The organism is Pseudomonas orientalis, from assembly GCF_002934065.1.
GTDB lineage: Bacteria > Pseudomonadota > Gammaproteobacteria > Pseudomonadales > Pseudomonadaceae > Aquipseudomonas > Aquipseudomonas orientalis_A.
The window spans coordinates 4,266,945-4,291,891 of sequence record NZ_CP018049.1; the positions used below are offsets into that span (position 1 = coordinate 4,266,945).

Annotated in this window: 22 protein-coding genes; 10 read left to right on the forward strand and 12 right to left on the reverse strand. The window is 60.9% G+C overall.

Features of this window, described 5'->3' with window-relative positions:
* Positions 1-55: 55 nt before the first annotated feature.
* The 4 genes from BOP93_RS19095 to BOP93_RS19110 form a co-directional block, all read right to left on the reverse strand.
* Positions 56-685 (reverse strand): C40 family peptidase, encoded by a 630-nt coding sequence (locus BOP93_RS19095; protein WP_104504228.1) that lies wholly within the window; start codon positions 683-685, stop codon positions 56-58.
* Between the two features lie 213 nt (positions 686-898).
* On the reverse strand, positions 899-1,603 hold the full coding sequence (hda, locus tag BOP93_RS19100) for a DnaA regulatory inactivator Hda (RefSeq protein WP_065884498.1): 705 nt from the start codon (positions 1,601-1,603) through the stop codon (positions 899-901).
* Between the two features lie 205 nt (positions 1,604-1,808).
* Entirely contained in the window at positions 1,809-2,882 is a 1,074-nt protein-coding gene (locus BOP93_RS19105) for an AI-2E family transporter (protein WP_065884497.1), read from the reverse strand.
* Between the two features lie 68 nt (positions 2,883-2,950).
* Positions 2,951-3,991, reverse strand: a complete 1,041-nt coding sequence (locus BOP93_RS19110; RefSeq protein WP_104504230.1) for a DUF2066 domain-containing protein — start codon at positions 3,989-3,991, stop codon at positions 2,951-2,953.
* A 341-nt stretch (positions 3,992-4,332) separates the two neighbouring features.
* On the opposite strand from BOP93_RS19110, the gene purM reads away from it, so the two are divergent.
* From purM to BOP93_RS19145, 7 genes are all read left to right on the forward strand, one after another.
* Positions 4,333-5,391, forward strand: a complete 1,059-nt coding sequence (purM, locus tag BOP93_RS19115; protein ID WP_104504232.1) for a phosphoribosylformylglycinamidine cyclo-ligase — start codon at positions 4,333-4,335, stop codon at positions 5,389-5,391.
* A gap of 11 nt (positions 5,392-5,402) precedes the next feature.
* Positions 5,403-6,053: a phosphoribosylglycinamide formyltransferase gene (gene purN / locus BOP93_RS19120; protein ID WP_104505324.1), complete on the forward strand. Its 651-nt coding sequence runs from the start codon at positions 5,403-5,405 to the stop codon at positions 6,051-6,053.
* An 8-nt stretch (positions 6,054-6,061) separates the two neighbouring features.
* Positions 6,062-6,775 carry a DUF3108 domain-containing protein gene (locus BOP93_RS19125; protein WP_104504234.1) on the forward strand — a complete coding sequence of 238 codons (714 nt, stop codon included), beginning with the start codon at positions 6,062-6,064 and terminating at the stop codon, positions 6,773-6,775.
* Between the two features lie 359 nt (positions 6,776-7,134).
* Positions 7,135-7,323 carry a hypothetical protein gene (locus BOP93_RS19130; protein ID WP_104504236.1) on the forward strand — a complete coding sequence of 63 codons (189 nt, stop codon included), beginning with the start codon at positions 7,135-7,137 and terminating at the stop codon, positions 7,321-7,323.
* 215 nt (positions 7,324-7,538) lie between these two features.
* Complete coding sequence (locus BOP93_RS19135; RefSeq protein WP_104504238.1) at positions 7,539-9,464, forward strand: IucA/IucC family protein; 1,926 nt, start codon at positions 7,539-7,541, stop codon at positions 9,462-9,464.
* A complete protein-coding gene (locus tag BOP93_RS19140) occupies positions 9,454-10,677 on the forward strand; it encodes an MFS transporter (protein WP_104504240.1) in 1,224 nt (407 codons plus the stop codon). The genes BOP93_RS19135 and BOP93_RS19140 overlap by 11 nt, the downstream gene beginning before the upstream one ends.
* Positions 10,674-12,791 (forward strand): TonB-dependent receptor, encoded by a 2,118-nt coding sequence (locus BOP93_RS19145; RefSeq protein ID WP_104504242.1) that lies wholly within the window; start codon positions 10,674-10,676, stop codon positions 12,789-12,791. Before BOP93_RS19140 ends, BOP93_RS19145 begins: the two co-directional genes overlap by 4 nt.
* A gap of 67 nt (positions 12,792-12,858) precedes the next feature.
* On the opposite strand, the gene BOP93_RS19150 is transcribed toward BOP93_RS19145, so the two are convergent.
* The 5 genes from BOP93_RS19150 to cysM form a co-directional block, all read right to left on the reverse strand.
* A complete protein-coding gene (locus BOP93_RS19150) occupies positions 12,859-13,404 on the reverse strand; it encodes a DUF2058 domain-containing protein (protein WP_057011833.1) in 546 nt (181 codons plus the stop codon).
* Between the two features lie 25 nt (positions 13,405-13,429).
* On the reverse strand, positions 13,430-14,263 hold the full coding sequence (mazG, locus tag BOP93_RS19155; RefSeq protein ID WP_104504244.1) for a nucleoside triphosphate pyrophosphohydrolase: 834 nt from the start codon (positions 14,261-14,263) through the stop codon (positions 13,430-13,432).
* 67 nt (positions 14,264-14,330) lie between these two features.
* Positions 14,331-16,577 (reverse strand): GTP diphosphokinase, encoded by a 2,247-nt coding sequence (relA, locus tag BOP93_RS19160; protein WP_065893746.1) that lies wholly within the window; start codon positions 16,575-16,577, stop codon positions 14,331-14,333.
* A gap of 120 nt (positions 16,578-16,697) precedes the next feature.
* Entirely contained in the window at positions 16,698-18,050 is a 1,353-nt protein-coding gene (gene rlmD, locus BOP93_RS19165; RefSeq protein WP_104504246.1) for a 23S rRNA (uracil(1939)-C(5))-methyltransferase RlmD, read from the reverse strand.
* Positions 18,050-18,952: a cysteine synthase CysM gene (cysM, locus tag BOP93_RS19170; RefSeq protein ID WP_065884490.1), complete on the reverse strand. Its 903-nt coding sequence runs from the start codon at positions 18,950-18,952 to the stop codon at positions 18,050-18,052. Before cysM ends, rlmD begins: the two co-directional genes overlap by 1 nt.
* A gap of 244 nt (positions 18,953-19,196) precedes the next feature.
* Between cysM and BOP93_RS19175 the strand changes: the two genes are divergently transcribed.
* A complete protein-coding gene (locus BOP93_RS19175; protein WP_104504248.1) occupies positions 19,197-20,471 on the forward strand; it encodes a glycerophosphodiester phosphodiesterase in 1,275 nt (424 codons plus the stop codon).
* Between the two features lie 6 nt (positions 20,472-20,477).
* Here BOP93_RS19175 and BOP93_RS19180 read toward each other — a convergent pair whose 3' ends face one another.
* Positions 20,478-21,071 carry a tRNA-uridine aminocarboxypropyltransferase gene (locus BOP93_RS19180; protein WP_104504250.1) on the reverse strand — a complete coding sequence of 198 codons (594 nt, stop codon included), beginning with the start codon at positions 21,069-21,071 and terminating at the stop codon, positions 20,478-20,480.
* A 5-nt stretch (positions 21,072-21,076) separates the two neighbouring features.
* Positions 21,077-21,970 carry a LysR family transcriptional regulator gene (locus tag BOP93_RS19185; protein WP_104504252.1) on the reverse strand — a complete coding sequence of 298 codons (894 nt, stop codon included), beginning with the start codon at positions 21,968-21,970 and terminating at the stop codon, positions 21,077-21,079.
* Between the two features lie 149 nt (positions 21,971-22,119).
* Here BOP93_RS19185 and speB point away from each other — a divergent pair, with 149 nt between their 5' ends.
* Both speB and BOP93_RS19195 read left to right on the forward strand, forming a co-directional pair.
* Positions 22,120-23,070, forward strand: coding sequence for an agmatinase (gene speB / locus BOP93_RS19190; protein ID WP_104504254.1), 951 nt, complete (start codon positions 22,120-22,122; stop codon positions 23,068-23,070).
* A gap of 158 nt (positions 23,071-23,228) precedes the next feature.
* Positions 23,229-24,611: a sodium:solute symporter gene (locus tag BOP93_RS19195; protein WP_104504256.1), complete on the forward strand. Its 1,383-nt coding sequence runs from the start codon at positions 23,229-23,231 to the stop codon at positions 24,609-24,611.
* Positions 24,612-24,727: 116 nt separating this feature from the next.
* Here BOP93_RS19195 and BOP93_RS28000 read toward each other — a convergent pair whose 3' ends face one another.
* Positions 24,728-24,850 (reverse strand): PA1414 family protein, encoded by a 123-nt coding sequence (locus BOP93_RS28000; protein WP_017737772.1) that lies wholly within the window; start codon positions 24,848-24,850, stop codon positions 24,728-24,730.
* Between the last annotated feature and the right edge of the window lie 97 nt (positions 24,851-24,947).

Here is a 24,947-nt window from a genome sequence, read left to right on the forward strand (position 1 = left end):
GCAATGTCCAGGGATTCTAGCGCTTACGCGTCAAACTTCAAGTATCACTTTAACTTTACTTACTGGCGGTCACCGTAGACGGGGCCATGGCGAGTGCTCGCTTGGCTTCGATGAAGGTTTTGCTCCAGTAGCTGTCGCCCAGGCTATCGACCCGCACCCCACCGCTACGGCGGCTGCTGGAGTGGATAAACTGGTTATCGCCCAGGTAGATACCGGCGTGACTGACACGACCGCGACCGGCTGTACTGAAGAAAAGCAGATCACCGGGCTTGAGGTTGTTGCGCGCGACCAACGGTGCTTTCACGTTGATCATTTCGCGTGTGGAGCGCGGCAGATTCATACCGGCCTCTTCACGAAACAGGTAGCCGATAAAACCGCTGCAGTCGAAACCGGCCTCGGAGGTGCCGCCGAAACGGTAACGGGTACCGATCAGGGACATGCCGCGTTCGAGAATGCTGTCGGCCAGAACGGGAAGCTGGTAAGGCTTGCTGCCGGAGAAATCGGCAAGTTCTTTTTCGGTTGCCAGCTCTTCTTCATAAACAGAAGCAGACTGTGCAGCAACGAATTTAGCCTGATTTTGAACCTGTGGTTTTTGCTGTTCTACCACCTGCTGGGGGTGGGAGGCGCAACCAAACAACAGGGTAACGAGTGCGAGAGGCACGAGGGGTGCGAAGCGATTTAGCATGGGCACGACCGTGGCTGATGTGTAAAGAAGGCGAGACTATGCCCGCTATCACATCGATTTGCAAATTCAATCGAGTTCTTTGTGACTTCTTGTTTGGACTATGCCATCTAAGCCCTTGATCCCTGATACCAGTCTTTTGCGTGGCTAAACCGGCACCAACGCAGGTTTTCTGGCGCCTGGAACTTGCCGAAAGCCTGGAAACGCAAGGGCTGGCTACCAGCCGAGGGTTTCCTTGAGGAACGGGATGGTGAGCTTGCGCTGGGCCTGCAATGAGGCCTGGTCGAGCTGTTCGAGCAGGTCGAACAAGGCGCTCATGCTGCGCGTGCCACGGGTGAGGATAAAATGCCCGACCTCGTCGGTCAGGTGCAGGCCGCGACGCGAAGCGCGCAGTTGCAGGGCGCGCAATTTGTCCTCGTCGGACAGGGGGCGCATCTGGAAGATCAACGCCAGCGTCAGGCGCGACTTGAGGTCGGCCAGCTTCACCGGCAGTTCACGCGGCGAGGTGGATGCGGCGATCAACAGGCGCCGGCCGCTGTCGCGCAGGCGGTTGAACAGATGAAACAGCGCTTCTTCCCAATCCGCCTTGCCCGCAATGGCCTGCAAGTCGTCCAGGCACACCAGTTCATATTGTTCGAGGTTGTCGAATATCCCCACACCATGGTCCATCAGTTCGGCCAACGGCAGGTAGACCGCCGGCTCGCCCATTTGCTCGAAGCGCAGGCACGCAGCCTGCAGCAAGTGGGTACGCCCTACGCCATGCTTGCCCCACAGATAGATCAGGCTTTCAGTCCACCCGGCGTCGGCTTCGCAGAGGCGCTCGACATAGCCGAGTGCAGCAGCATTGGCGCCTGGGTAGTAATTGATAAAGGTAGCGTCGTCACGCAGACGCACACCTAGGGGCAGCTGAATCGGTTTCATGCTGACTGAACGGCTCCCATCGAACCGTGAGTGGCCTCTGTGTAAAGTTTGCAAAGTTTATACGCGTGGCGCCGGGCGCACAATGCAGCAGACCATAAGCAAAATCAAAGGTTTGCGTTAACCTGCTGGTTTTACGCGAATTGTTTGACGCACCCACCCCCATAAACAACAAACCCGGCGATGAGCCGGGTTTGTGATGCTGCGCTTACAGATCGGGGTCTTCAACCCCCGTGTACACATCCGAATCCTTGTACAGATCGTGAACGTGCCGCACCAGCACCATGATCACCGCCGCCACCGGCAGCGCCAGCAGGATGCCGGTAAAGCCGAACAGCTCACCGCCCGCCAGGATCGCAAAGATCACCGCCACCGGATGCAGGCCGATGCGGTCGCCCACCAGCAGCGGCGTCAATACCATGCCTTCGAGCGCCTGACCGACCATGAATACCGCGACGATCCCGAGCATCGGGTACAGGTCGCCGCCGAACTGGAACAGCCCCGCCACCAGCGCCGCGCCGATACCGATGACGAAACCCATGTACGGCACGATCGCGGCCAGGCCGGCGATCAGGCCGATCAACAGACCCAGTTCAAGGCCGATCGCCATCAAGCCGGCGGCATAGATGATGCCCAACGCCAGCATCACCAGCAGTTGCCCGCGGACGAACGCGCCCAGGACTTCATGGCACTCGCCGGCCAGGGACACGATGCGTTCCTCGCGGTCGCGCGGCAGCAGGCTGCGGATCTTGGCCATCATGATGTCCCAGTCACGCAGCAGGTAGAACGCTACCACCGGGATCAGCACCAGGTTGGTCAACCAGCCGATCAGCGCCAGGCTGGAGGCGGTTGCCTGACTGAGCACCATGCTGACGATATCGGTGGTCTTGTCCATGTGCTCACTGATTGCCGCCTTGACCTTGTCGAACTTCCAGAACCCGTCCGACAGCCCCAGCTTGGCCTGGGCCCACGGCATAGCCGTGTGCTGCAACCAGTCGAGCATCTGTGGTGCCAGCTCGTAAAGCCGATACAGCTGCTTGGCCAGCATCGGCACCAACACCAGCACCAGCGCGGTGATGATCAGGGTAAACAAGGCAAACACCGCGATTACACCCCAGGTTCGCGACAGGCCGGCTTTCTCCAGGCGATCCACCACGGGATCGAACAGATAGGCGAGCAACAACGCCACCAGAAATGGCGTCAGGATCGAATGCAGCAAGAACACAAAAACGCACAGCAGGACAATCCCGCCAAGCCACACCCAACGACGCGTATCCGCCATGAATCACTTCCTCTTTTATTGGCTTCCCTCTTCTATATAGAAGGAAGACCGCTTACCCACTTATTCATTTACCAATGAAAACGTAACTGCGCCTGAGGCTCCGGCGCCGCGGCCGGTTGTGCGCCGTCGGCCGGCGGTTGCTGGACCGGGGCTTCACCGGCCGGCACTTCCTGCAATTTGGCCAGGCTCAACTGGGTGCGCAACTGGTCGGCGCTGCCATTGACGCGATACACAATACGATCGCCCTCCACCCGCTGCGGCTGACCACCAAAGGGCTCGAGCAACCGACCCAGCGCGGCATAGCGCTCCAGGTTCATGCCTTGCACCTCAAGCAACTGCTCGGAGCTGACCCCCGGCTTGACCGCAAAGCGCGGTGCCAGCGTCTGGCTGACGGCGAGCAATACGGCATCGGCGACCGCGGCGGTATCAGCCCCCTGCACGCTGCCCTGCTCGGTCTTGTCGCCCAGCCACAAACGCCATTTGGCCTGCCACTGGCTGCCTTCCTGGCGCGCATGAACCGCCAGCAACGCATCGGCGCCATAGCGCTCGGAGGCGGCGCGCAGCGGCGTGGCATCTGCGCTTTCCAGATTCGGCGCGGTGGCGACGACCTGTTCGTCCAGGTCACCCAGCGGCAGGCGCAGCGGCAAGCCACGGTGCTGGGCCGCCCGGCGCAGCGCCTGCGCCACGGCCTGGCCGTCGCCGACCAGGCTGCTGCCGTCGGTGGAGTCGTTCAGCCACCAGCCGAGGATCGAAGGTCGATTGCTGCCCCAGATCGCCAACCCGGCGTCGCGCAGGGCGCGATCGGTGCTGACCGGGTCGAAATCCACTTGCAGGCTTTCCGGCGGACCGGCGTCGTAGCCGTACTGGCTGATGATTTGCTGCGGGTCCTTGCGGATCGCCGCCAGGCCCGGGCCTTCGGCGGCCTTGGCATCACCGGTCAGGCGGATGACCAGGGTCTGCACGGCGCGCTGGGTGGCCTGGTCGCGCTCCTGGGGCGATTGACTGCTGACCGGTTCGAGGACTTGATAGAGGCCATTGAGGGTTTCGGCATGACTCGCCAGGCTGACCAACGACAAGCAGCCTACAAAAAAGAATTTACACAGACGCATGGAAGATTCCCGAACGACAAATTTAGCGGCTGGAACAGACCGCGTGATCTCGGTTTGGCAAGGCTGTGACCCAGCGACCGGTAAAACATTCACGGGTCTCGGCAAGTTTTCATACTGTCATAACGATAGCGGGTTCAAGGCTATACCTTAATACGGCCCATTAGCGCGCCGATTCGGGATTTTTTTAAGCACATATGCCCTGCCCGTCGGCCCGAGGATGGCCGCTGCCCCTCAAGCCTGATAAAATCGCGCGCCTTCGCAGACCGTCAACGGCTGGGCCTTTGCCAAAAGTGCCCACCCGCCCGGTCGTTACCCAGAAATCCCCCCTAAAGGCCTGGATCATGAGCAAGCAACCCTCCCTGAGCTACAAGGACGCCGGTGTAGACATCGACGCCGGTGAAGCATTGGTCGAACGCATCAAGAGCGTCGCCAAGCGCACTGCGCGCCCCGAAGTCATGGGCGGCCTGGGCGGTTTTGGCGCCCTCTGCGAAATCCCGGCCGGCTACAAGCAGCCTGTACTGGTCTCCGGCACCGACGGCGTGGGCACCAAGCTGCGCCTTGCCCTGAACCTGAACAAGCACGACAGCATCGGCATCGACCTGGTTGCCATGTGCGTCAATGACCTGGTGGTATGCGGCGCCGAGCCGCTGTTCTTCCTCGACTACTACGCCACCGGCAAGCTCAATGTCGAGACCGCGACCCAGGTGGTCACCGGCATCGGCGCCGGCTGCGAACTGTCGGGTTGCTCCCTGGTGGGCGGCGAAACCGCTGAAATGCCAGGCATGTACGAAGGCGAAGACTACGACCTGGCAGGCTTCTGCGTCGGCGTGGTGGAAAAAGCCGAGATCATCGACGGCTCCAAAGTGGCTGCCGGCGACGCCATGCTCGCCCTGCCGTCCTCCGGCCCGCACTCCAACGGCTACTCGCTGATCCGCAAGATCATCGAAGTGTCCGGCGCCGACATCGAGAACATCCAGCTCGACGGCAAGCCACTGACCGACCTGCTGATGGCCCCGACGCGCATTTACGTCAAGCCACTGCTCAAGCTGATCAAGGACACCGGCGCCGTCAAGGCCATGGCCCACATCACCGGCGGCGGCCTGCTGGACAACATCCCACGCGTGCTGCCAAAAGGCGCCCAGGCGATTGTCGACGTGGCCAGCTGGCAGCGCCCTGCAGTCTTCGACTGGCTGCAAGAGAAAGGCAACGTCAACGAAACCGAGATGCACCGCGTGCTCAACTGCGGCGTGGGCATGGTCATCTGCGTGGCCCAGGAACACGTTGAAACCGCGCTGAACGTATTGCGTGAAGCCGGCGAACAACCTTGGGTCATCGGCCAGATCGCCACGGCTGCCGAAGGCGCAGCCCAGGTTGAACTGAAGAACCTCAAGGCCCATTGATGCAAGCGCGGATGCACGCGACAGGTGATGTCGTGGTGCTGCTTTCCGGCACCGGCAGTAACTTGCAGGCCCTGATCGACAGCACACTGACCGGCGACAGTCCGGTGCGCATCGCTGCGGTGATTTCCAACCGCAGCGACGCCTATGGCCTGCAACGTGCCAGGGACGCGGGTATCCAGACCCGCTCGCTGGATCACAAGGCGTTCGAAGGTCGCGAGGCCTTCGACCAGGCCTTGATCGAACTGATCGACGCCTTCGACCCCAAGCTCGTGGTGCTCGCCGGCTTCATGCGCATTCTCAGCGCGGATTTCGTGCGCCATTACGAAGGGCGCCTGCTCAATATCCACCCGTCCCTGCTGCCCAGGTACAAAGGCATGCATACCCATCAGCGCGCCCTTGATGCCGGTGACAGCGAGCATGGTTGCACCGTGCACTTTGTCACCGAGGAACTCGATGGCGGGCCTCTGGTCGTACAGGCAGTGGTTCCGGTAGAGTCAGGCGACTCGGCGCAGACGCTTGCGCAACGGGTTCACACCCAGGAACACAGGATTTACCCGCTGGCCGTTCGCTGGTTTGTCGAGGGTCGGTTGATTCTTGGTGAACAGGGAGCATTATTGGACGGTCAGTTACTCGCGGCCAGCGGCCACTTGATTCGAACCTAGGAGATTTTATGCGTCGCGCCCTGCTTTTCGCTTTTGCGCTGTTCGCTCTGCCTGCCGTGCAAGCGGCAGACCTTCACCCCTTCTCCGTCAGCTACACCGCCGACTGGAAGCAATTGCCCATGAGCGGTTCGGCTGAACGCAGCCTGACCAAGAACGGCGACGGCACGTGGACCTTGAACTTCAAGGCCTCGATGATGATTGCCAGCCTGACCGAAACCAGCGTGATCCTGTTCGACAAGGACACCCTGCAACCCAAGAGCTACAGCTTCGAGCGCGGCGGCCTGGGCAAAGCCAAGAAGATCAACCTGGATTTCGACCAGGCAACCAAGAAAATCACCGGCTTTGAAAACAAGGACCCGGTTAACGTCACCCTCGAAAGCGGCATGCTCGACAAGTCCACCTATCAACTCGCCCTCCAGCGCGACGTGGCGGCCGGCAAGAAAAGTATGAGCTACCGAGTGGCCGAAGGCACTGATGTCGATACCTACGATTTCCGCGTCATCGGCCCGGAAAAGGTCCAGACCAAGGTCGGCGCCATCGACGCGATCAAGGTTGAACGCGTACGTGACCCTTCCCAGAGCAAGCGCATCACGCAGATGTGGTTTGCCAAGGACCAGGGCGGCATTCTGGTTGCCTTGCGTCAGGTTGAGACGGACGGTAAGGAATACAACATCATGCTGCAGGATGGCACTGTTGACGGTAAGGCTGTCAAAGGTAGCTGATTGGCCTGATGAGTTGAAAATAGCCTCGCTGAATGCGGGGCTTTTTTTCGCCTGGATATTTGCTGTGAAGCTTCTGGCCCCATCGGGGGCAAGCCCCCTCCCACATTCAATTGCATTTCAAATGTGGGAGGGAGCTTGCCCCCGATGGCGTCAGCAGCCTGCCCCCAAAAACATGAAACTTTTGTCATCTAACCCACACCCCTGCGACCAAATGCCACGGTTTACATGGCCTGCAGCACTGTTGCGTTTCCTGCAATGAATTGTTGCACGCAAAACCGGTTTACTTAGCAAGCTAACAAATCATATAACAAAGGCCTGCGACGACTTGCCGCAGATCAACCAGAGATTGGAGCAAGCAGATGACTGTAAAAGTAACTGAACGCGACGATGAACATATGTCCCATGAAGCGGTAGGCCACGGGATTCACATCTGGGATGTACATCAACAAGATTTGCTGGTCGGCATGTTTCACAACGAGAGCGATGCTCATAATTATAAAAACGAACTTGAATCGCTCGAGATGAAACGCCAGGCACAAGGCTCCTGAAATTCCGAAATCGCGTAGACGTCCGGCCCACGCAGCCGGGCCGCCTGCAAACGAGAACCCCGCCTTTTGAGCGGGGTTTTCGTTTTTAAAACACGCCGTTCGCCCCCTGAATAATCGTTTCCGCAAAAAGCGTAACAACAAATAGACATTTGGTAATGATTCTCGATAGTATCGCTGCGCTTTTACTCGACCCCACGGAAACGGAGTTTGACTTGATGCACGGACATGTCACCACACCGGAAAAATCCCTGCTTGGCCGCTGGGGTGAAGCACTCGCCACACGTCAATTCCAAGCCAGACACATAACGATCGATACGCTGGTCGCCACCCTGGCGCCAGCCTGCGAACGCAGTTTCCAGCGTCTGATCCAGGCACTGTTTCGTGAAGGCCTGCTTGATCCAGACACACTCAGTCATGACGAACACGGCCACTGCTGGCTGGCGCTGCCCGATCAGACCCGCGTGCGCTTCGAACATCTGCGCCCCGGCCGCATGGCCAGCTGGGATTTGCGCGGCAACGTCAGCGTGGTGCGGGCTGGGCAGCCCGAACAGAGGGTCCAGTTTCCGTCGCAGTTGCTGAGCTTACTGAACACCCGCCTCGAGTCGCCTGCCGACCCCGAGGTCCTGGACCGTCTCAACACGGAGATCGACGACAGCTTCATCAACGATACCCTGTGCCTGGCCTTTCACGAGCAATGGACGCTCCAGTTGCATGCCGCAATGGACCCTGTGCATCAAGACAACCTGCTCGTCTATCTGAAGAATGACCCAGGCGTTGGCAACCCGACGTCAGTGCTTGAGCAATGGGGCACGCTCGGCCATCCCTGGCACCCCAACTACAAGACGAAGCTGGGCCTGGGCACCGAACAGGTGATCGATTTCTCACCGGAGTTCGAAGCACGCTTCCCGGTCCTGCTGTGTGCCTTGCACCGCCAGTACGCCCATGTCGAAAGCCTGGTCGGCACCGCAGACTACTGGCAGTGGTGGCAACACCAGTTCCCCCAGGCCGCTCGCCAACTGACGGCGCAACTGACCGCCCAGGGCCTTGAGGCCAGCGATTATCTGCCGCTGCCTGCCCACCCCTGGCAAGCTCGCCAGGAGTTACCACACCTGTTCGCCAATGAAATTGCCGACCGGCTGCTGGTGCTGACCGACATCGTGGCCTTCACGGCGCACCCGACCATGTCGTTCAGGACCGTCCTACCTGAAGGCCGCAGCGACGCGCCCATGGTCAAGCTGCCGGTGTCACTGCGCCTGACCAGCGTGCAGCGCACCGTGTCACCCCGCTCGGCACGCATGGGCCCGCGGATCAGCCATCTATTGCAGACGATCCTGGCGCGCGAGCCCGACATCCAGCGCCTGCTCAGCATCGTGCCCGAACGCCTCGGCATGCATTTCAAGCCACAACCGGTGAATGACGAACATTCCCGCCACTTGGCCGTGCTCTACCGCGACAACCCGCAAAGCCTGCTCGAAACGGGCGAGATGGCCATTCCGGTAGGCAGCCTGTTCGCCACCGACCAGCATGGTCAGCCGCTGCTCCGCCAGTGGGTGCGCCTGAGCAAAGGCACGGACGACGCAGAGGCCATCCGCGCCTTCTTCAGGGACTATGCCTCCATCGCAGTGCCCGCCCTGCTGGGCATGTACCTGCGCTATGGCGTGGCCTTCGAGGCCCATCAACAGAATTCCTTTATGGTGATGGGCGCTGACGGAAACGTGAGTCGCCTGCTGCTGCGCGATTTCGGCGATATCCGCATCGACCGCAAGACCTTGCACGCCCAAGGCCTGGACATCGAACTGCACGACCCGAAGATGACCTTGTACGACGACGCCGGTTTCGTGCGTGACAAGTTGCTGCACACGGTGTTCATGTGCCATTTGGGCGAGTTGGTATTGCTCTGCGCCCGCCACTTCGATATTGCCCAGGCGCTGCTGTGGGACGAACTGTCAGCACAGGTCAGCCAGTGCTTCGATGACGTGCGCAGCCAGGTCGAACCGCAACGCTGGCGGACCGAACGGGCCGCTTTGCTGGAACAGGACTGGCCGGCCAAGTCGTTTATGCGCATGCGGCTGATGGAAAGCCATGCCGACATCGTCGGGCGCCTGCCCAACCCGTTGAGCACTGCCGCCAATGTCGGCTAACAGCACTGCGCTGCGCTTGCTGGTGGTGATTCAGCTGGTGTCGATGGGCGCCATGGAAATGAGCGGGCCTTTCTGGCCCTTGCAGATCCAGAAGCTGCTCGGCACTGCCAACGCCCACTACACCGGCCTGCTTTCTTCGCTGGTGTACGCCGGGCCGATGATGGCGGCGATGATCCTCACGCCCATGTGGGGGCGCCTGGGTGACCGTACCGGCCACAAGCCGATGATCATCCGCGCGTTGCTGGCGCTGGCGGTATGCCAGGCGCTGGCCGCCGTCACCTACGACCCTTGGCTGCTGGTGCTCATCCGTGTGGCGCAAGGCGCGTTGGCCGGCTTCATCGCGGCGGCCCAGGCTTATGCGCTGGCGTGCTGCGGCGACGGCGGCCGCGGACATATTCTGGCACGGCTGCAATCAGCCACCGCCGTGGGCTCCCTGGCCGGGCCGGTGCTGGGTGGCTGGCTGATGGATATATCCGGTTTCGCTTTGCTGTGCTACAGCGCCACCGCAGTCTGCCTGATGTGCGCAATAATCAGCGTGTTCCTGCCCAGCGATTCACCACGCTCCAGACCTGCGCTCACGTCCAAGCCCGCTGCACTTCCCAAAGGTTGGCTTGGCGCGATGCTGGGAATCATCGTATTGATCCAGGCCGCCAAGATGATGCCGCAACCGTTCTATGCCTTGTATGTCGCCGATGTTCTGCACGCGCCCGCGTGGCTGATCGGCGCCAGCTACGCCGCCAGCGCGCTGACCCTGGCGCTGTCCGCGCCGTTGTGGGGGCGCTTGTTTGACCGGCACTCACCCGCGCGCACGCTACACATCATCGAATGGGTCACCTGGTTCTGCGCCCTGACCCTGGCCTTCACGGCCATGGCCGGGGAATGGTTGGGGTTCCTTGCCAGCCGCCTGCTGTGGGGCGTATGGCAGGGTGCGTTGCTGCCGGTCGCCTACACCTTGATCGCCAACACCGTTGCCCCCAGCCAGCAGGGATTTGCCTTGGGCATGGGCAACAGCGCCGCCAAGGCCGGTGCGTTGTGCGGTGCGCTGCTGGGTGGCATCGGCATGGCAATGGTGGGCCTGGCGCACAGCTTCTGGCTGGTGGCACTGACGTACGCCCTGGCTGCCGTGGGCATCCGCGCGATTCGTGCGTTCACCCGCACACCTCAAATGTCCGATTTTTCTGTCAATACTAATAACTCAAAGGCAAGGTCATGAATACAACACAATGGGCGATTCTGTTGCCCCTGCTCGGGTCGATCAGCGCCCCCGTCTGGGCCGATCAGACTGAAGAAACGCCAGCGGCCACCAGCCTGCAATTACAGGCCACGGTGGTCTCGGCCACGCGCAGTGAAACCAGCATCGCGGCGATCCCGGGCTCGGTGCAGGTGATCGACGCAGAACAGATCCGCCAGCAGACGTCGGCGGGACGCCGGGTTGCCGATATTCTCGGGCAACTGGTCCCCGGCATTGCCCCCTCCAGTGGCGGCATGAGCAACTTCGGCCAGACGCTGCGCGGGCGCAATACGCTGATCCTGATCGATGGGGTCTCCCAGAACGCCACGCGCGACAACTTCCGCCAGCTCAACAGCGTGGCGCCGGAAAGTATCGAGCGCATCGAAGTGATCTCCGGCGCCAGCAGTGTCTACGGCGCCGGCGCATCGGGTGGCATCATCAACATCATCACCAAGCGCAACACAGGTGAAGACCTGGCCTTCAGCAGCAAGATCGGCATGACGGCCGGCGACAACCTCAGCCGCAAGGGCTTTGCCTACCAGGCGTTCCAGAGCGCAACAGGCCGCCAGGGCCCGCTGGACTGGTACGTGTCGGGCAACACCGTGCAACGCAACGACCAGTTCGACGGCAATGGCAAGCGCATTCCCCAGGACACGTCCCAGGGCAGCAACATGGACACCGACACCTACGATCTGCAGGGTCGCTTCGGCTACGCGCTCGATGACGACAAGAAGATCAGCCTGTCGCTGCAGGACTACAAAGACGAACAGGACACCCGCTACACCAAGAACCCGCGCATCACCAGCGAGGCCGTCGCGGTGAAGGGTTTGGACCTGGATGACCAGCCGTCCACCCACAACCAGGCGGTCAACCTCAATTACGCCGACAAGGACTTCTACGGCCAGGGCCTGCAGGTGGAAAGTTACTGGCGCCGCGCGGATGCGCTGTTCTTCCCTGACCTGTCCCGGGGCCGGGCCGGCGTCTCGGACAACAACAGCGTGCAGGACGTATATGGCCTGCGCGCAGCCATCGACACACAGATGCCGGACATCGGCCCCGCGACCGGCAACCTGGTGTGGGGTGCCGATTATGATCACGAAACCTCGCGCCAACGCGGCGACCAATACCGCGTCAACGGCCTGACGTATACCAAGACCGGTACCACCTTCGAATTGGGCCCGGACATCCAGACCACCACCAAGGCGATCTTCGGCCAACTGTCCTATGACATCGGCGACTGGACCTTGCGCGGTGGCGTGCGCCGCGAATGGATCGAGAGCGATGTGGACGACAGCATCGCCTACGGCGAGATCGTTCAGACGGGCAACCGTGCAACACTGCCGGGCGGCACCCTCAAGTATGACGACACCCTCTACAACCTCGGCGCGGTGTACCACCTGAGTGAAAACCAGGACGTGTTCGCCAACTTCAGCCAGGGTTTCTCCCTGCCGGATATCCAGCGTTTCCTGCGTGACGTCAACAGCACCTACAACATCCAGGACCTCAACGCCCAGGCGCTGAAGGTCGACAGCTATGAGCTGGGCTGGCGTGGCAACTGGGACAAGTGGCTGGCCAATGTCACGGCGTATGAAAACACCTCGGATGTCACCCAGTTCTATGACGCCAATGACCGCGTGCTGCGCCTGATCAATCAGAAAGAGCGCGTGCGCGGTATCGAAACCAGCCTGACGTACAACGTCACCGACCAGTGGTCGGTAGGCGGCACCTACGCATATTCCAAAGGCGAAACCCAGCAGAACGGCAAATGGATCGACCTGCCCGCCACGCGTATTTCCCCGGCCAAGACCACCGCCTTTGTCGGCTATCAGCGTGACGACTACAGCCTGCGCCTGCAGGGCATGCGCCTGGCCAATTATGACGCTGCCTTCAAGGACAACAATGGTCGCGATATCCAGGGCTACACCCTGGTTGACCTGCTGGGCTCGGTCAGGCTGCCGGTCGGTCGCCTCGAAGGTGCGGTGTACAACCTCACCAACCGCAACTATCAGAACATGTTCGCCCAGGCCAACGCCCGCGCACCGTACCCGAATGCCGAAGGTCGCACCTTCAGCCTGAGCTACGCGGTGGATTGGTAATCCGGCAGGCGCTGCACGCTAAAAACACAAACCCCGCCTGTTGGCGGGGTTTGTTGTTTCTACGGCCTTACCACATCAGATCATCCGGGATCTGGTAGGCGGCGTACGGATCATCCTCATCCGGCACCTGGCTTTCGGTCAGGAGGTTGAGCTGCACGATACGTTCCGGCGCGCGCTCCTGGATCTTCAGCGCGGCTTCACGCGGGATCACTTCGTAGCCGCCGCCGTGGTGCACGATGGCCAGGGAGCCATTGCTGAGCTTATTGCGCATCAGCGTGTTGACCGACAGGCGCTTGACCTTCTTGTCATCCACGAAGTTGTAGTAGTCCTCGGTGGTCAACTTTGGCAGCCGCGAGGTTTCGATCAATTGCTTGACCTGGGCCGTACGGGCCTTGGCCTCGGCTTTTTCCTGCTGCTGGCGGTTCAGCTCCTGATCGCGCTTGACCTTCTCGGCGTGCGCCTCGGCGGCCAGGCGCGCCTGGGTGTCATCGACCTCAGCCTGGCCCTTGTGGACCAGGCGCTGCTGTTTCTGCTTCTCTTTGCCGACCTGCTTGGCCTGCTTTTGGTTGACCAGACCTGCTTTGAGCAACTGGTCGCGAAGGGAAAGGCTCATGGTACTTACTCACTTGGGCAACTGCTCAACCGCAGCTGGATACATTCTTTTCGTGGCGTTTGGCTTCGCCCCACAGGGCGTCCAACGTTTCGAGGGTGCAATCTTCTATGGGTTGGTGCGTGTCGCGCAATGCCTGTTCGATAAATCGGAAACGTCGCTCGAATTTGGCATTGGCACCGCGCAGCGCGGTTTCAGGGTCGACCTTGAGGTGACGGGCCAGGTTGACCGCTGCGAACAACAGGTCACCCACCTCATCGGCAATCGCCGCCGCGTCGTTATCGGCCATGGCTTCGAGCACTTCATCCAGCTCTTCGCGTACGTTGTCCACCACCGGCAACGCCGACGGCCAGTCGAAACCCACCTGGCTGGCCCGCTTTTGCAATTTGGCGGCACGGGACAGCGACGGCAAGGCGGTGGGCACATCATCAAGCAGGGACAGTTGCTCAGGCGCGTCGGATTTTTCCGCGCGTTCCTCGGCCTTGATCTGCTCCCAGCGCTGCTTGACCTGCTCTTCGCTCAACTGCGGGATATCCAGCGGTGCGTAAAGATCGCCGGTAGGGAACACATGGGGATGACGCCGGATCAGCTTGCGGGTGATGCTGTCGATCACGCCGGCAAATTCGAAGCGCCCTTCTTCGCGCGCCAGTTGGCTGTAATACACCACCTGGAACAGCAGGTCGCCCAGCTCGCCTTGCAGATGATCGAAGTCGCCGCGCTCGATGGCATCGGCCACCTCGTAGGCTTCTTCAAGGGTATGCGGCACGATAGTGGCGTAGGTCTGCTTGATGTCCCACGGGCACCCGTATTGCGGGTCGCGCAGGCGGTTCATCAGGTGTAGCAGGTCGTCTAGTGAATACATCGATCTCTTTCCACTGAAGATCCAGTGTGGGAGGGGGCAAGCCCCCTCCCACATTATTTAACTGCGTTCACCCAGGGGTGCGATTGCGCCGCGTCTCAATGATGTTCGGCAGCTGGGAAATCCGCCCCAGCAACCGCCCCAGCGCGTCGAGCCCCGGAATCTCGATGGTCAGGGACATCAGCGCGGTGTTGTCCTCCTTGTTCGAGCGGGTGTTGACCGCGAGTACGTTGATCCGCTCATTGAGCAGCACTTGCGAGACGTCACGCAGCAAACCGGAACGGTCGTAGGCGCGGATGATGATGTCCACCGGGTAGGTGAGCACCGGCACCGGGCCCCAGCTGACCTGGATGATCCGCTCCGGCTCGCGCCCGCCCAATTGCAGCACCGAGGCGCAGTCCTGGCGGTGAATGCTCACGCCGCGGCCCTGGGTGATGTAGCCGACGATGGCGTCGCCGGGCAACGGCTGGCAGCAGCCGGCCATTTGCGTCATCAGGTTGCCCACGCCCTGGATCTGGATATCGCCACGCTTGCCGGGCTTGTAGCCGGTGGCCTTGCGCGGGATCAGTTCCAACTGCTCGTTGCCACGCTCCGGCTCCACCAGTTGCTGGGCCAGGTTGACCAACTGGGCCAGGCGCAAGTCGCCGGCACCGAGGGCGGCGAACATGTCTTCGGCGATCTTCATGTTGGCCTTTTCGGCCAGCTTGTCGAAGTCCACCTGCGGCAGGCCCAGGCGCGCCAGTTCGCGTTCGAGCAGGGTCTTGCCGGCGGCGACGTTCTGGTCGCGGGCCTGCAGCTTGAACCAGTGGACGATCTTCGCCCGTGCCCGTGAGGTGGTGATATACCCCAGGTTCGGGTTCAGCCAGTCGCGGCTCGGCGTGCCGTGCTTGCTGGTGATGATCTCGACCTGCTCACCGGTTTGCAGGCTGTAGTTGAGCGGCACGATGCGCCCGTTGATCTTGGCGCCACGGCAGTTGTGGCCGATTTCGGTGTGCACGCGGTAAGCGAAGTCCAGCGGCGTGGCGCCCTTGGGCAGGTCGATGGCGTGACCGTCGGGGGTGAAGATGTAGACCCGGTCCGGTTCGATATCCACGCGCAGCTGTTCGGCCAGGCCGCCGATGTCGCCGAGTTCTTCGTGCCACTCCAGTACCTGACGCAGCCAGGAGATCTTCTCTTCGTACTGGTTCGACCCGGCCTTGACGTCGGTGCCCTTGTAGCGCCAATGGGCGCAGACGCCCAACTCGGCCTCTTCGTGCATGGCGTGGGTGCGGATCTGCACTTCGAGCACCTTGCCCTCAGGACCGATCACCGCCGTGTGCAGCGAGCGATAGCCGTTTTCCTTGGGGTTGGCGATGTAGTCGTCGAACTCTTTGGGAATGTGGCGCCACAGCGTGTGGACGATCCCCAGCGCGGTGTAGCAATCGCGCATTTCCGGCACCAGCACACGCACGGCCCGTACGTCGTAGATCTGGCTGAACGCCAGGCCCTTGCGCTGCATTTTGCGCCAGATCGAATAGATGTGCTTGGCGCGGCCGCTGATGTCGGCATCGACGCCGGTGGCCTGCAACTCGGCACGCAACTGGCCCATCACGTCGCTGATAAAGCGCTCGCGGTCGAGCCGCCGCTCATGCAGCAGCGTGGCGATCTGTTTGTATTGATCGGGTTCGAGGTAGCGGAAGGACAGGTCCTCCAGCTCCCATTTGATATGACCGATGCCCAGGCGGTGCGCCAACGGCGCGTAGATGTCGAAGACTTCGCGGGCAACGCGGTTGCGTTTTTCGTCGTCGGCGGTTTTCACCGCACGGATCGCGCAGGTACGTTCAGCCAGCTTGATCAGCGCGACGCGGACGTCGTCGACCATCGCCACCAGCATCTTGCGCAGGTTTTCCACCTGGCCCTGGGTCCCCAGCACCATGGACTGGCGCGGGCTGAGGCTGGCACTGATGGCCGCCATGCGCAGCACGCCGTCGATCAGCTTGGCCACCACTGCGCCGAAACGCTGGCTGACGGTCGGCAACGGGATATGCCCTTCGCGCACGCCGCGATAGAGCACGGCGGCAATCAGCGAATCCTGGTCCAGCTTGAGATCGGCGAGGATCTCGGCGATTTCCAACCCGGTACGAAAGCTTGAAGTGCCCTCCGCCCACAGGTTCTTGGCCGCATTGTCCTGCTGTTCAGACTCACGAGCGAACTCGCAGGCTGCTTTCAAGGCTTCACGGTCCAGTGCCGGGTCGACACTGACGGCATGATCCAGCCATGCCTCGAGATTGATACTGCCGTCGGTGTTGATCGGCTGGTGTGCTCTCACCTGTACCATCTTGCTTACCTTCCCTACGACGCACCTTGGATGCGCCAAAAATCATCGCCGACCTTGCTGCAGATTCCCTGGCAGTTCACGGCCCTGGAGACTGCAGGCCAGTCGGATTAAACGGGCATCCTAGCCCGCTTCAAATAACGCCATGGCCTCGACATGCGCTGTCTGCGGAAACATGTCGAGGATCCCGGCACGCTTTAGCCGGTAGCCTTGCTTGACCAACTCAACCGTGTCCCGCGCCAGCGTCGCCGGATTGCAGGACACATACACCAGGCGCCTGGCCCCCAGGGTGGCAAGTCTGCGCACAACTTCCTGGGCACCGTCGCGCGGTGGGTCCAAGAGTACCGCAGAAAAGCCCTGTTTGGCCCATTCCGCGTCAGTCAGGGGCTGGGACAAATCGGCCTGAAAAAACCGTGCATTATGCAAATTGTTGCTTAGGGCATTCTGTGCCGCACGCTCCACCATGGTCTGCACGCCTTCCACGGCAACGACTTCGCGTACCTGCCTGGCCAGTGGCAGGGCAAAATTGCCCAGCCCGCAAAACAGGTCCAGCACCCGTTCATCGGCTTGCGGCGCCAGCCATTCCAGAGCCTGGGCGACCATCGCCTCGTTGACCCCGGCATTGACCTGCACAAAATCACCCGGCCGGTACGCCAGCTCCAGGTCCCACGCCTCCAGGCGGAAACCGAGCGCGTTACCCGGCTCGACCGGCTCCGGCTGGCCCTCGCCCTGCAGCCACAACTGGGCATCATGGAAGGTGCAAAATTCTTTCAACACCTGCATGTCCGCCTCGGACAGCGGTGCCATATGCCGCAGCAACACGGCGATGGCCGTACCACTGAACAACTCCACGTGCCCCAACGCCTGAGGCTTGCTCAAACGGCGCAGCATGTTCGGCAGACGCTGCATGATCGGTTGCAAGGCCTGTACCAGTACCGGGCAATCATCGATGGCGATGATGTCCTGGCTGGCCACGGCGCGGAAGCCTACTTCAAGCTGCTTCGCCTTGGCATCCCAGCGCACGGCCACACGGGCGCGGCGCCGGTAGCCGAATTCCGGCCCGCTCAAAGGCGCAGCCCACGCTTGCGGTTCGACACCGGCCACACGGGACAATTGCTCGGCGAGCATGCGCTGTTTCAGCGCAAGTTGTTCGGCATGGGGCAGGTGTTGCACGCTGCAGCCGCCACAGCGGCCAAAATGTGGGCACGGCGCCGGACGGCGCAGTTCGCTGGCCGTGAACACACGTTCGGTGCGCGCCTCGACCACCTTGCCGTGGGCGCCCAGCACCCGCGCTTCGACTTCTTCACCGGCCAGCGCACCGTTGACGAACCAGGTGCGCCCTTCGAAGAACACAATGCCGCGCCCGTCGTTGGCCAGGCGTTCGATGGTCAGGCGTTGTTTCTTGCCCACGGGAATCTGAGGGGCCCGGCTGCCGCCCGTCGGTTGGAAACGCAGGCCTCTCTCGTGCTTGGCCATCAGTTGGGTTCGTCGAAGATGCCGGTCGACAGGTAGCGGTCGCCTCGGTCACAGATGATCGCGACGATCACCGCGTTTTCCACTTCTTCGGACAGGCGCAACATACCGGCCACCGCACCACCGGACGACACACCGCAGAAGATGCCCTCTTCACGGGCCAGGCGGCGGGTGGTGTCTTCGGCTTCACGCTGGGCCATGTCGATGATGCGGTCCACGCGCGTGGCGTTGTAGATCCTGGGCAAATACTCTTCGGGCCAGCGGCGGATACCGGGGATGGCCGCGCCTTCCATCGGTTGCAGGCCGACAATCTGAATCGCCGGGTTCTGCTCCTTGAGGTAGCGCGAATTGCCCATGATGGTGCCGGTGGTGCCCATGGAGCTGACGAAATGGGTGATGGTGCCCTGGGTCTGGCGCCAGATTTCCGGGCCGGTGCTGGTGTAGTGCGCTTCGGGGTTATCCCCATTGGCAAACTGGTCCAGCACCAGGCCACGGCCTTCGGCGGCCAGGCGTTCGGCGAGGTCGCGCGCGCCTTCCATGCCCTCTTCCTGGGTAACCAGGATCAACTGGGCGCCATACGCGGTCATCGCCGCCTTGCGCTCGGCGCTGCCGTTGTCGGGCATGATCAGCACCATCTTGTAACCCTTGATCGCGGCGGCCATGGCCAGGGCGATCCCGGTATTACCCGAGGTGGCTTCGATCAGCGTGTCTCCCGGCTTGATCTGCCCGCGCAGTTCGGCGCGGGTGATCATCGACAGCGCCGGACGATCCTTGACGGACCCGGCGGGGTTGTTGCCTTCAAGCTTGAGCAACAGGGTATTGCTGGTGTCACCCGCCATGCGTTGCAAGCGGACCAGGGGTGTGTTGCCGACGCAATCGGCGATTGTTGGGTACTGCAAGGTCATGGCGTATTCGCAATCCAGACTGCGGGGGCGGACATCATACCGGGAAAGGTCGGCAGGCCATATCACGCAAAGTGTGGTGCTTATAAGGTAAAGCTATAACGCTTTGTGTTTCACCCGAGTCGGGCCAAGGAACTGAGCGCCCCTGCCAACCACTTATCCGAGGCAACAAGGACGCTGGCCATCACGGGCAGCCAGGTTGATCACGCCGACAGGAATGTGAACTATCCAAAGACAGGGTGAAACCATGACTCTCCTCGCAAGGTCTCAACTCCCGCCCGCAACGTCTGATGCCGTCAGCCTGCGAGCGTCGCCAGGCTCCGCAGTTGATAGCGGCGCCCTGACCCGTCTGAGTGCCGATGACGTACAGCAGATGCTTCAATCTCGATGCCACAGCGAACTTCTCAAAGAACGCACGGGACACAACCTGATGCTGACCGCCCATCGCGGAACGGGCCCAACAAGCGTGTTTGGCTCGACATTTCCGCAGAGACTTCATCCTGAGAACAGCCTCCAAGCAATCAAAGCTGCGATTGTCCAAGGCGCCGATGCGGTTGAAATCGATATTTTCAAAGCCAAAGACGGCACCGTGATGGTCACCCATGACGATGAGATCTGGCGTAACGCGTTCGGCGCTGATCGCAGCGGCGCCAAACTGCCCGAGGGCGAAACCAAGGCGTCCTATCTGGTTGGGCAAAAGACAGCCGATGAACTGCAAAAAATCCCTATTGGACGCAAGGGTGAAGTCACACCTACGCTGTCGTCAGTTATCGAACTGGTCAACGATGCGAACCAGACACTTATTGCGTACGGCAAAAAACCGGTCATTCTCAATATCGAACTGAAAGATGAAACCGCCGTGTCTTCCATGCTTGATCTCGTGGAACAGGGTGGGCGGAACATGCAGAAACTTGCCCCGGAAAGCATCATTTTCTGTTCGTTCAAACACGAGGCGCTCAAGGAGTTGAAAGCTGAGGCCGAGCAGCGTGGCTTGAGCGGAATAAACATCGCTCCCGGCATCAAAACAGCGGACTTGTTCGGCAAAGAAAACATGAAGGAGGACTTCTCCCTCAAAGATCCCAACGCGAAGTATCAAACCAACGCCACGAACAATCTGCGCAGTCTGGTGGAGGGCAATGGGTTTCAAGGCTACGACGGGATCCTGTGGGATTTGCGCGCGCCGATCGTCGAACTTGCCGCGTCAGGGAAGAAGGCCATCCACGCCTCCACTTCAGACTTCAGGCAATACGGCGACAATCGCGACTTTTCCCACGTACTCCTCGAGTTGAGCAAGCAAGCTGAAACGTTTTTCAAATGTGACAACGTTGATGACGCGCGGAAAGTCTTGCTGGAATCCAGCATCTTGCTGGGCGGTGTAGGCATTCAGATGCTGTATAAAAAAACACCGGAGGGTGGCGACGCGTTTTATTTCTATCGACCTGATGATCAACATGACAACAGTTCGATCCTGAAAACAGGGGCAAAAAAACCGATTGCCTACTCAAAACTCGTGTCGGAATAAGGCTTCTTATTGCGCGTGATTTCGCTGAAACACCGCTGCACCCATCGCCGAGATCTGCCCTTCGATCAGCGCCTCGAAGGGTTTTAGCAGCGGCTCAAACGATACCGGTGCTTCCAACACCTGCAATGCCTGCACAATCGCCTCTATCGTCGACAAAGCGCCAGGCCCGGGCGCCTTGCGCAGCCGATACCGGGAAACGCCGCCGGCGGGCAACGTCACACGGGGCAAGGCCGCCAGCAAAGGGTTGAGGTGCAGCAGTTTGCGCGCCTTGCGCCAGGTGCCGTCGGGCACCACCAGCAGCAGCGGCTGATCACCAGGCTCATAGGCTTGCAAAGACTGCGCATCATCGGCCGGGAATAACAGACGCGCCTGATAACCGGGCGGATTCAATAACGTCTCCAGATCATCGAACACTTCCCCCACCACCAGTTGCGCATGGGTGAGCCCCAACGCCGCCAGTCGCGCGGTATTGAGCGCATGGCTGACCTCGCTCGGATGCTGCAACAGCAACACGCGAGTGCAACTGTCGAGGCTGGGGATCAGCGAGCACAAGCAGTGGCTGAGGGGCCTGAGACAACGGGAACACTGGGGTCTGGACATGTTTTTCAGGCCTGGTTGAGCTGGGCTTTAAGTAGATCGCGGAAGGTCTGGATCAGCGGCTCGCGGCTTCGCCCGCGGCGCATGATCATCGAAAACGGCGCCTGGTAGCCGAAGGTGGCCGGCAACAGGGCGCGCAGGTCGCCCTTGTCGGCCCAGGCCTGGGCGTAGTGCTCGGGCAGGTAGCCGATGTAGGCGCCGGACAGCACCAGGATCAACTGCGCCTCCATGCTTTCCACGGTGGCGGCGCTGTGCTTGAAGCCGTGGCGCGCCAGTTCGGCCTGGCTCCAGTAACCACGCCCGACCATACGTTGCTGGGTGATGACCTGCTCAGGGATACGCCGCTCGTTGAACAACGGGTGCCGGGTGCTGCAATACAGCCAGTGCTGCTCGCGATACAGCGGCATATAGATCAGCCCGCTCATGCGGTTGGAGAACGCGCCGATGGCCAGGTCCAGGCGATTGTCCTGCACCCCCAGTTGCAGCTCATACGGACTCATCACCGACAGATGCAAATGTACCGCCGGATGCTCGAGGCTGTAGGCGCCGATCACCTCGGCGAACGGCAGCGCTTTGTCGCTGACGGTGGAGTCGAGCACGCCGAGCTTGAGCGTGCCGCGCAATTCGCCCTTCAACGCGGCGGCATATTGTTCGAAGCCTTCCAGTTCGCCTAATAAACGCAAGGTTTCCTGATGAAACAGCTCGCCCTTGCTGGTCAGGCTGAAGCCACCCCGCCCACGGTGACAGAGCACCAGCCCCAACGCCGATTCGAGCTGGCTCATGTAGGTGCTGATGGCTGACGTCGACAGGTTGAGTGCCTGCTGGGCATTGGCGAACCCCTGGTGCCGCACGACGCAGACGAAAATGCGCAGAAGTTTGAGGTCGGGCAAGGCGTTGGCCATGGCAGGTTCCGGATATCAATGCCTGCAGTCTACCCGCCTGCATTAGTTTAGAAAAACCTGAACTAAGTATTTGCCCCCGCCGATTCTTCCCACCCGTGGCTTTTTGCAGAATCGACCGCCAACAAACACAACAACGATGAGGCTATCCCGTGGACAAGATTTTCCACCAACCACTGGGCGGCAACGAAATGCCGCGCTTCGCCGGCATTGCCACCATGATGCGCCTGCCCCACCTGCAAACCGCCAGGGGCCTGGACGCGGCCTTTATAGGCGTGCCCCTGGACATCGGCACCTCGCTGCGCGCCGGCACCCGCTTCGGGCCTCGGGAAATTCGCGCCGAATCAGTAATGATCCGCCCGTACAACATGGCCACCGGCGCTGCGCCGTTCGATTCGCTGTCGGTTGCGGACATTGGCGACGTGGCGATCAACACCTTCAACCTGCTGGACGCCGTGCGCATCATCGAGGAGGCCTACGATGAAATCCTCGAGCACGACGTCATCCCCATGACCCTGGGTGGCGACCACACCATCACCCTGCCGATCCTGCGGGCGATCCACAAGAAACACGGTAAGGTCGGGCTGGTGCATATCGACGCCCACGCCGACGTCAACGACCATATGTTCGGCGAGAAAATCGCCCACGGCACCACCTTCCGCCGCGCCGTGGAAGAGGGTTTGCTCGATTGCGACCGTGTGGTGCAGATCGGCCTGCGCGCCCAGGGCTACACCGCTGAAGACTTCAACTGGAGCCGCAAGCAGGGCTTCCGGGTGGTCCAGGCCGAAGAATGCTGGCATCACTCTCTCGCGCCGCTGATGACCCAAGTGCGCGAAAAGGTCGGCGGCGGCCCGGTATACCTGAGCTTCGACATCGATGGCATCGACCCGGCCTGGGCACCGGGCACGGGCACGCCGGAAATCGGCGGGCTGACCACCATTCAGGCGATCGAAATCATTCGTGGCTGCCAGGGCCTGGACCTGATTGGTTGTGACCTGGTGGAAGTGTCGCCGCCCTATGACACCACCGGCAACACCTCGTTGCTGGGTGCCAACCTGCTGTATGAAATGCTTTGTGTACTGCCCGGCGTGACGCATCGCTGATGAGCGCGAACGTGCTTTCAACAGAATAAAAACGGTATTTGCACACTGAAATCCTGGGGATCCACAGGTTCCCGGATGTACCTGACCTTGGCTCGCGTGTTTGCCGAGCCGACTGCCGCCTGATCGTCCATAAAAAATATAATCGGAGAATCACCGTCATGGCTTTGGATCTATTCGTCGTACTCATCTACGCCGCCGGCATGCTCGTGCTCGGCTACTACGGCATGCGCCGCGCCAAGACCCATGAAGACTACCTGGTGGCCGGCCGCAACCTGGGACCATCACTGTATATGGGCACCATGGCCGCCACCGTATTGGGCGGTGCCTCTACCGTCGGCACCGTGCGCCTGGGTTATGTGCACGGTATTTCCGGTTTCTGGCTGTGCGCCGCACTGGGCGCGGGGATCATTGCGCTGAACCTGTTCCTGGCCAAGCCGCTGTTGAAGCTGAAAATCTTCACCGTCACCCAGGTCCTGGAGAAACGCTACAACCCCATGGCGCGCCAGGCCAGCGCAGTGATCATGCTGGCCTACGCGCTGATGATCGGGGTGACTTCGATCCTGGCCATCGGCACTGTGCTGCAGGTGCTGTTCGGCCTGCCATTCTGGATCTCGGTGCTGTTGGGCGGTGGTGTGGTGGTGGTGTATTCGACCATCGGCGGCATGTGGTCGCTGACCCTGACCGATAGTGTGCAGTTCGTGATCAAGACGGTGGGGCTGATGTTCATTCTGCTGCCGATCTGCCTGTACCAGGTCGGCGGCTGGGATGAATTGCTGGCCAAGCTGCCGGCATCGAGTTTCAGCTTCACCGCAATCGGCTGGGACACAATCATTACCTACTTCATGATCTACTTCTTCGGCATCCTGATCGGCCAGGATATCTGGCAGCGCGTATTCACCGCCCGCGACGAAAAAGTCGCCCGGTATGCCGGCACCTTCGCCGGGCTCTATTGCATTGTATATGGCCTGGTGTGCGCCTTGATCGGCATGGCAGCGCATGTGCTGATCCCGGACCTGGACAACGTCAACAACGCGTTCGCGGCCATCGTCAAAGCCTCGCTGCCGGACGGCATTCGCGGCCTGGTGATTGCCGCAGCGCTGGCGGCGATGATGTCCACGGCCAGCGCAGCCTTGCTTGCCGCGTCCACTGTGTTGACCGAAGACTTGTTGCCACGTTTGCGCGGCGGCAAGCAGTCGAGCCTGGGCGTCAACCGCTTGTTCACCCTGCTGACCGGCATCGCCGTGCTGGGCATAGCACTGGTGGTGAACGATGTAATAAGCGCCCTGACCCTGGCCTATAACCTGCTGGTGGGCGGCATGCTGATTCCGCTGATCGGCGCGATCTTCTGGAAACGCGCGACCACCGCCGGAGCGATTACGTCAATGACCCTGGGGTTCGTGACCGCGCTGGTATTCATGTTCAAGGATGGGCTGGATGCAAACACCCCGATTTATTACAGCCTCGCGGTGGCGTTGGTGAGTTTTGTGCTGGTGAGTGTGGTGTCGCGTAAACCGGGGGCGGTGGCGGCAGGGGTGGCTTGAAACAAATGTGGGAGCGGACTTGCTCGCGAATGCGCTAAATCAGTCAACTATTTATCGACTGACTCAACGTATTCGCGAGCAAACCCGCTCCCACAGGAATCCTGGGTTGGCTGGGATCAACGCCGACGAGGGCGGCGCTGCTCATCGTCGGTACGAATCGGTACCGGCTGCAGTGGAGGCTCGATCAAGCCCAGCGCAACACCAAGGTCATGGAGCCAGGTTTGGATTTTCTCTTTCATGATTTGCCCCCTTTGAGGGTAATACGAGTAGGCGCCTGTTCTGTCGCCTTTTCCTACACTTATGGTAGCCCTAAGTCCTAGGTATTGCTTGCGCAAA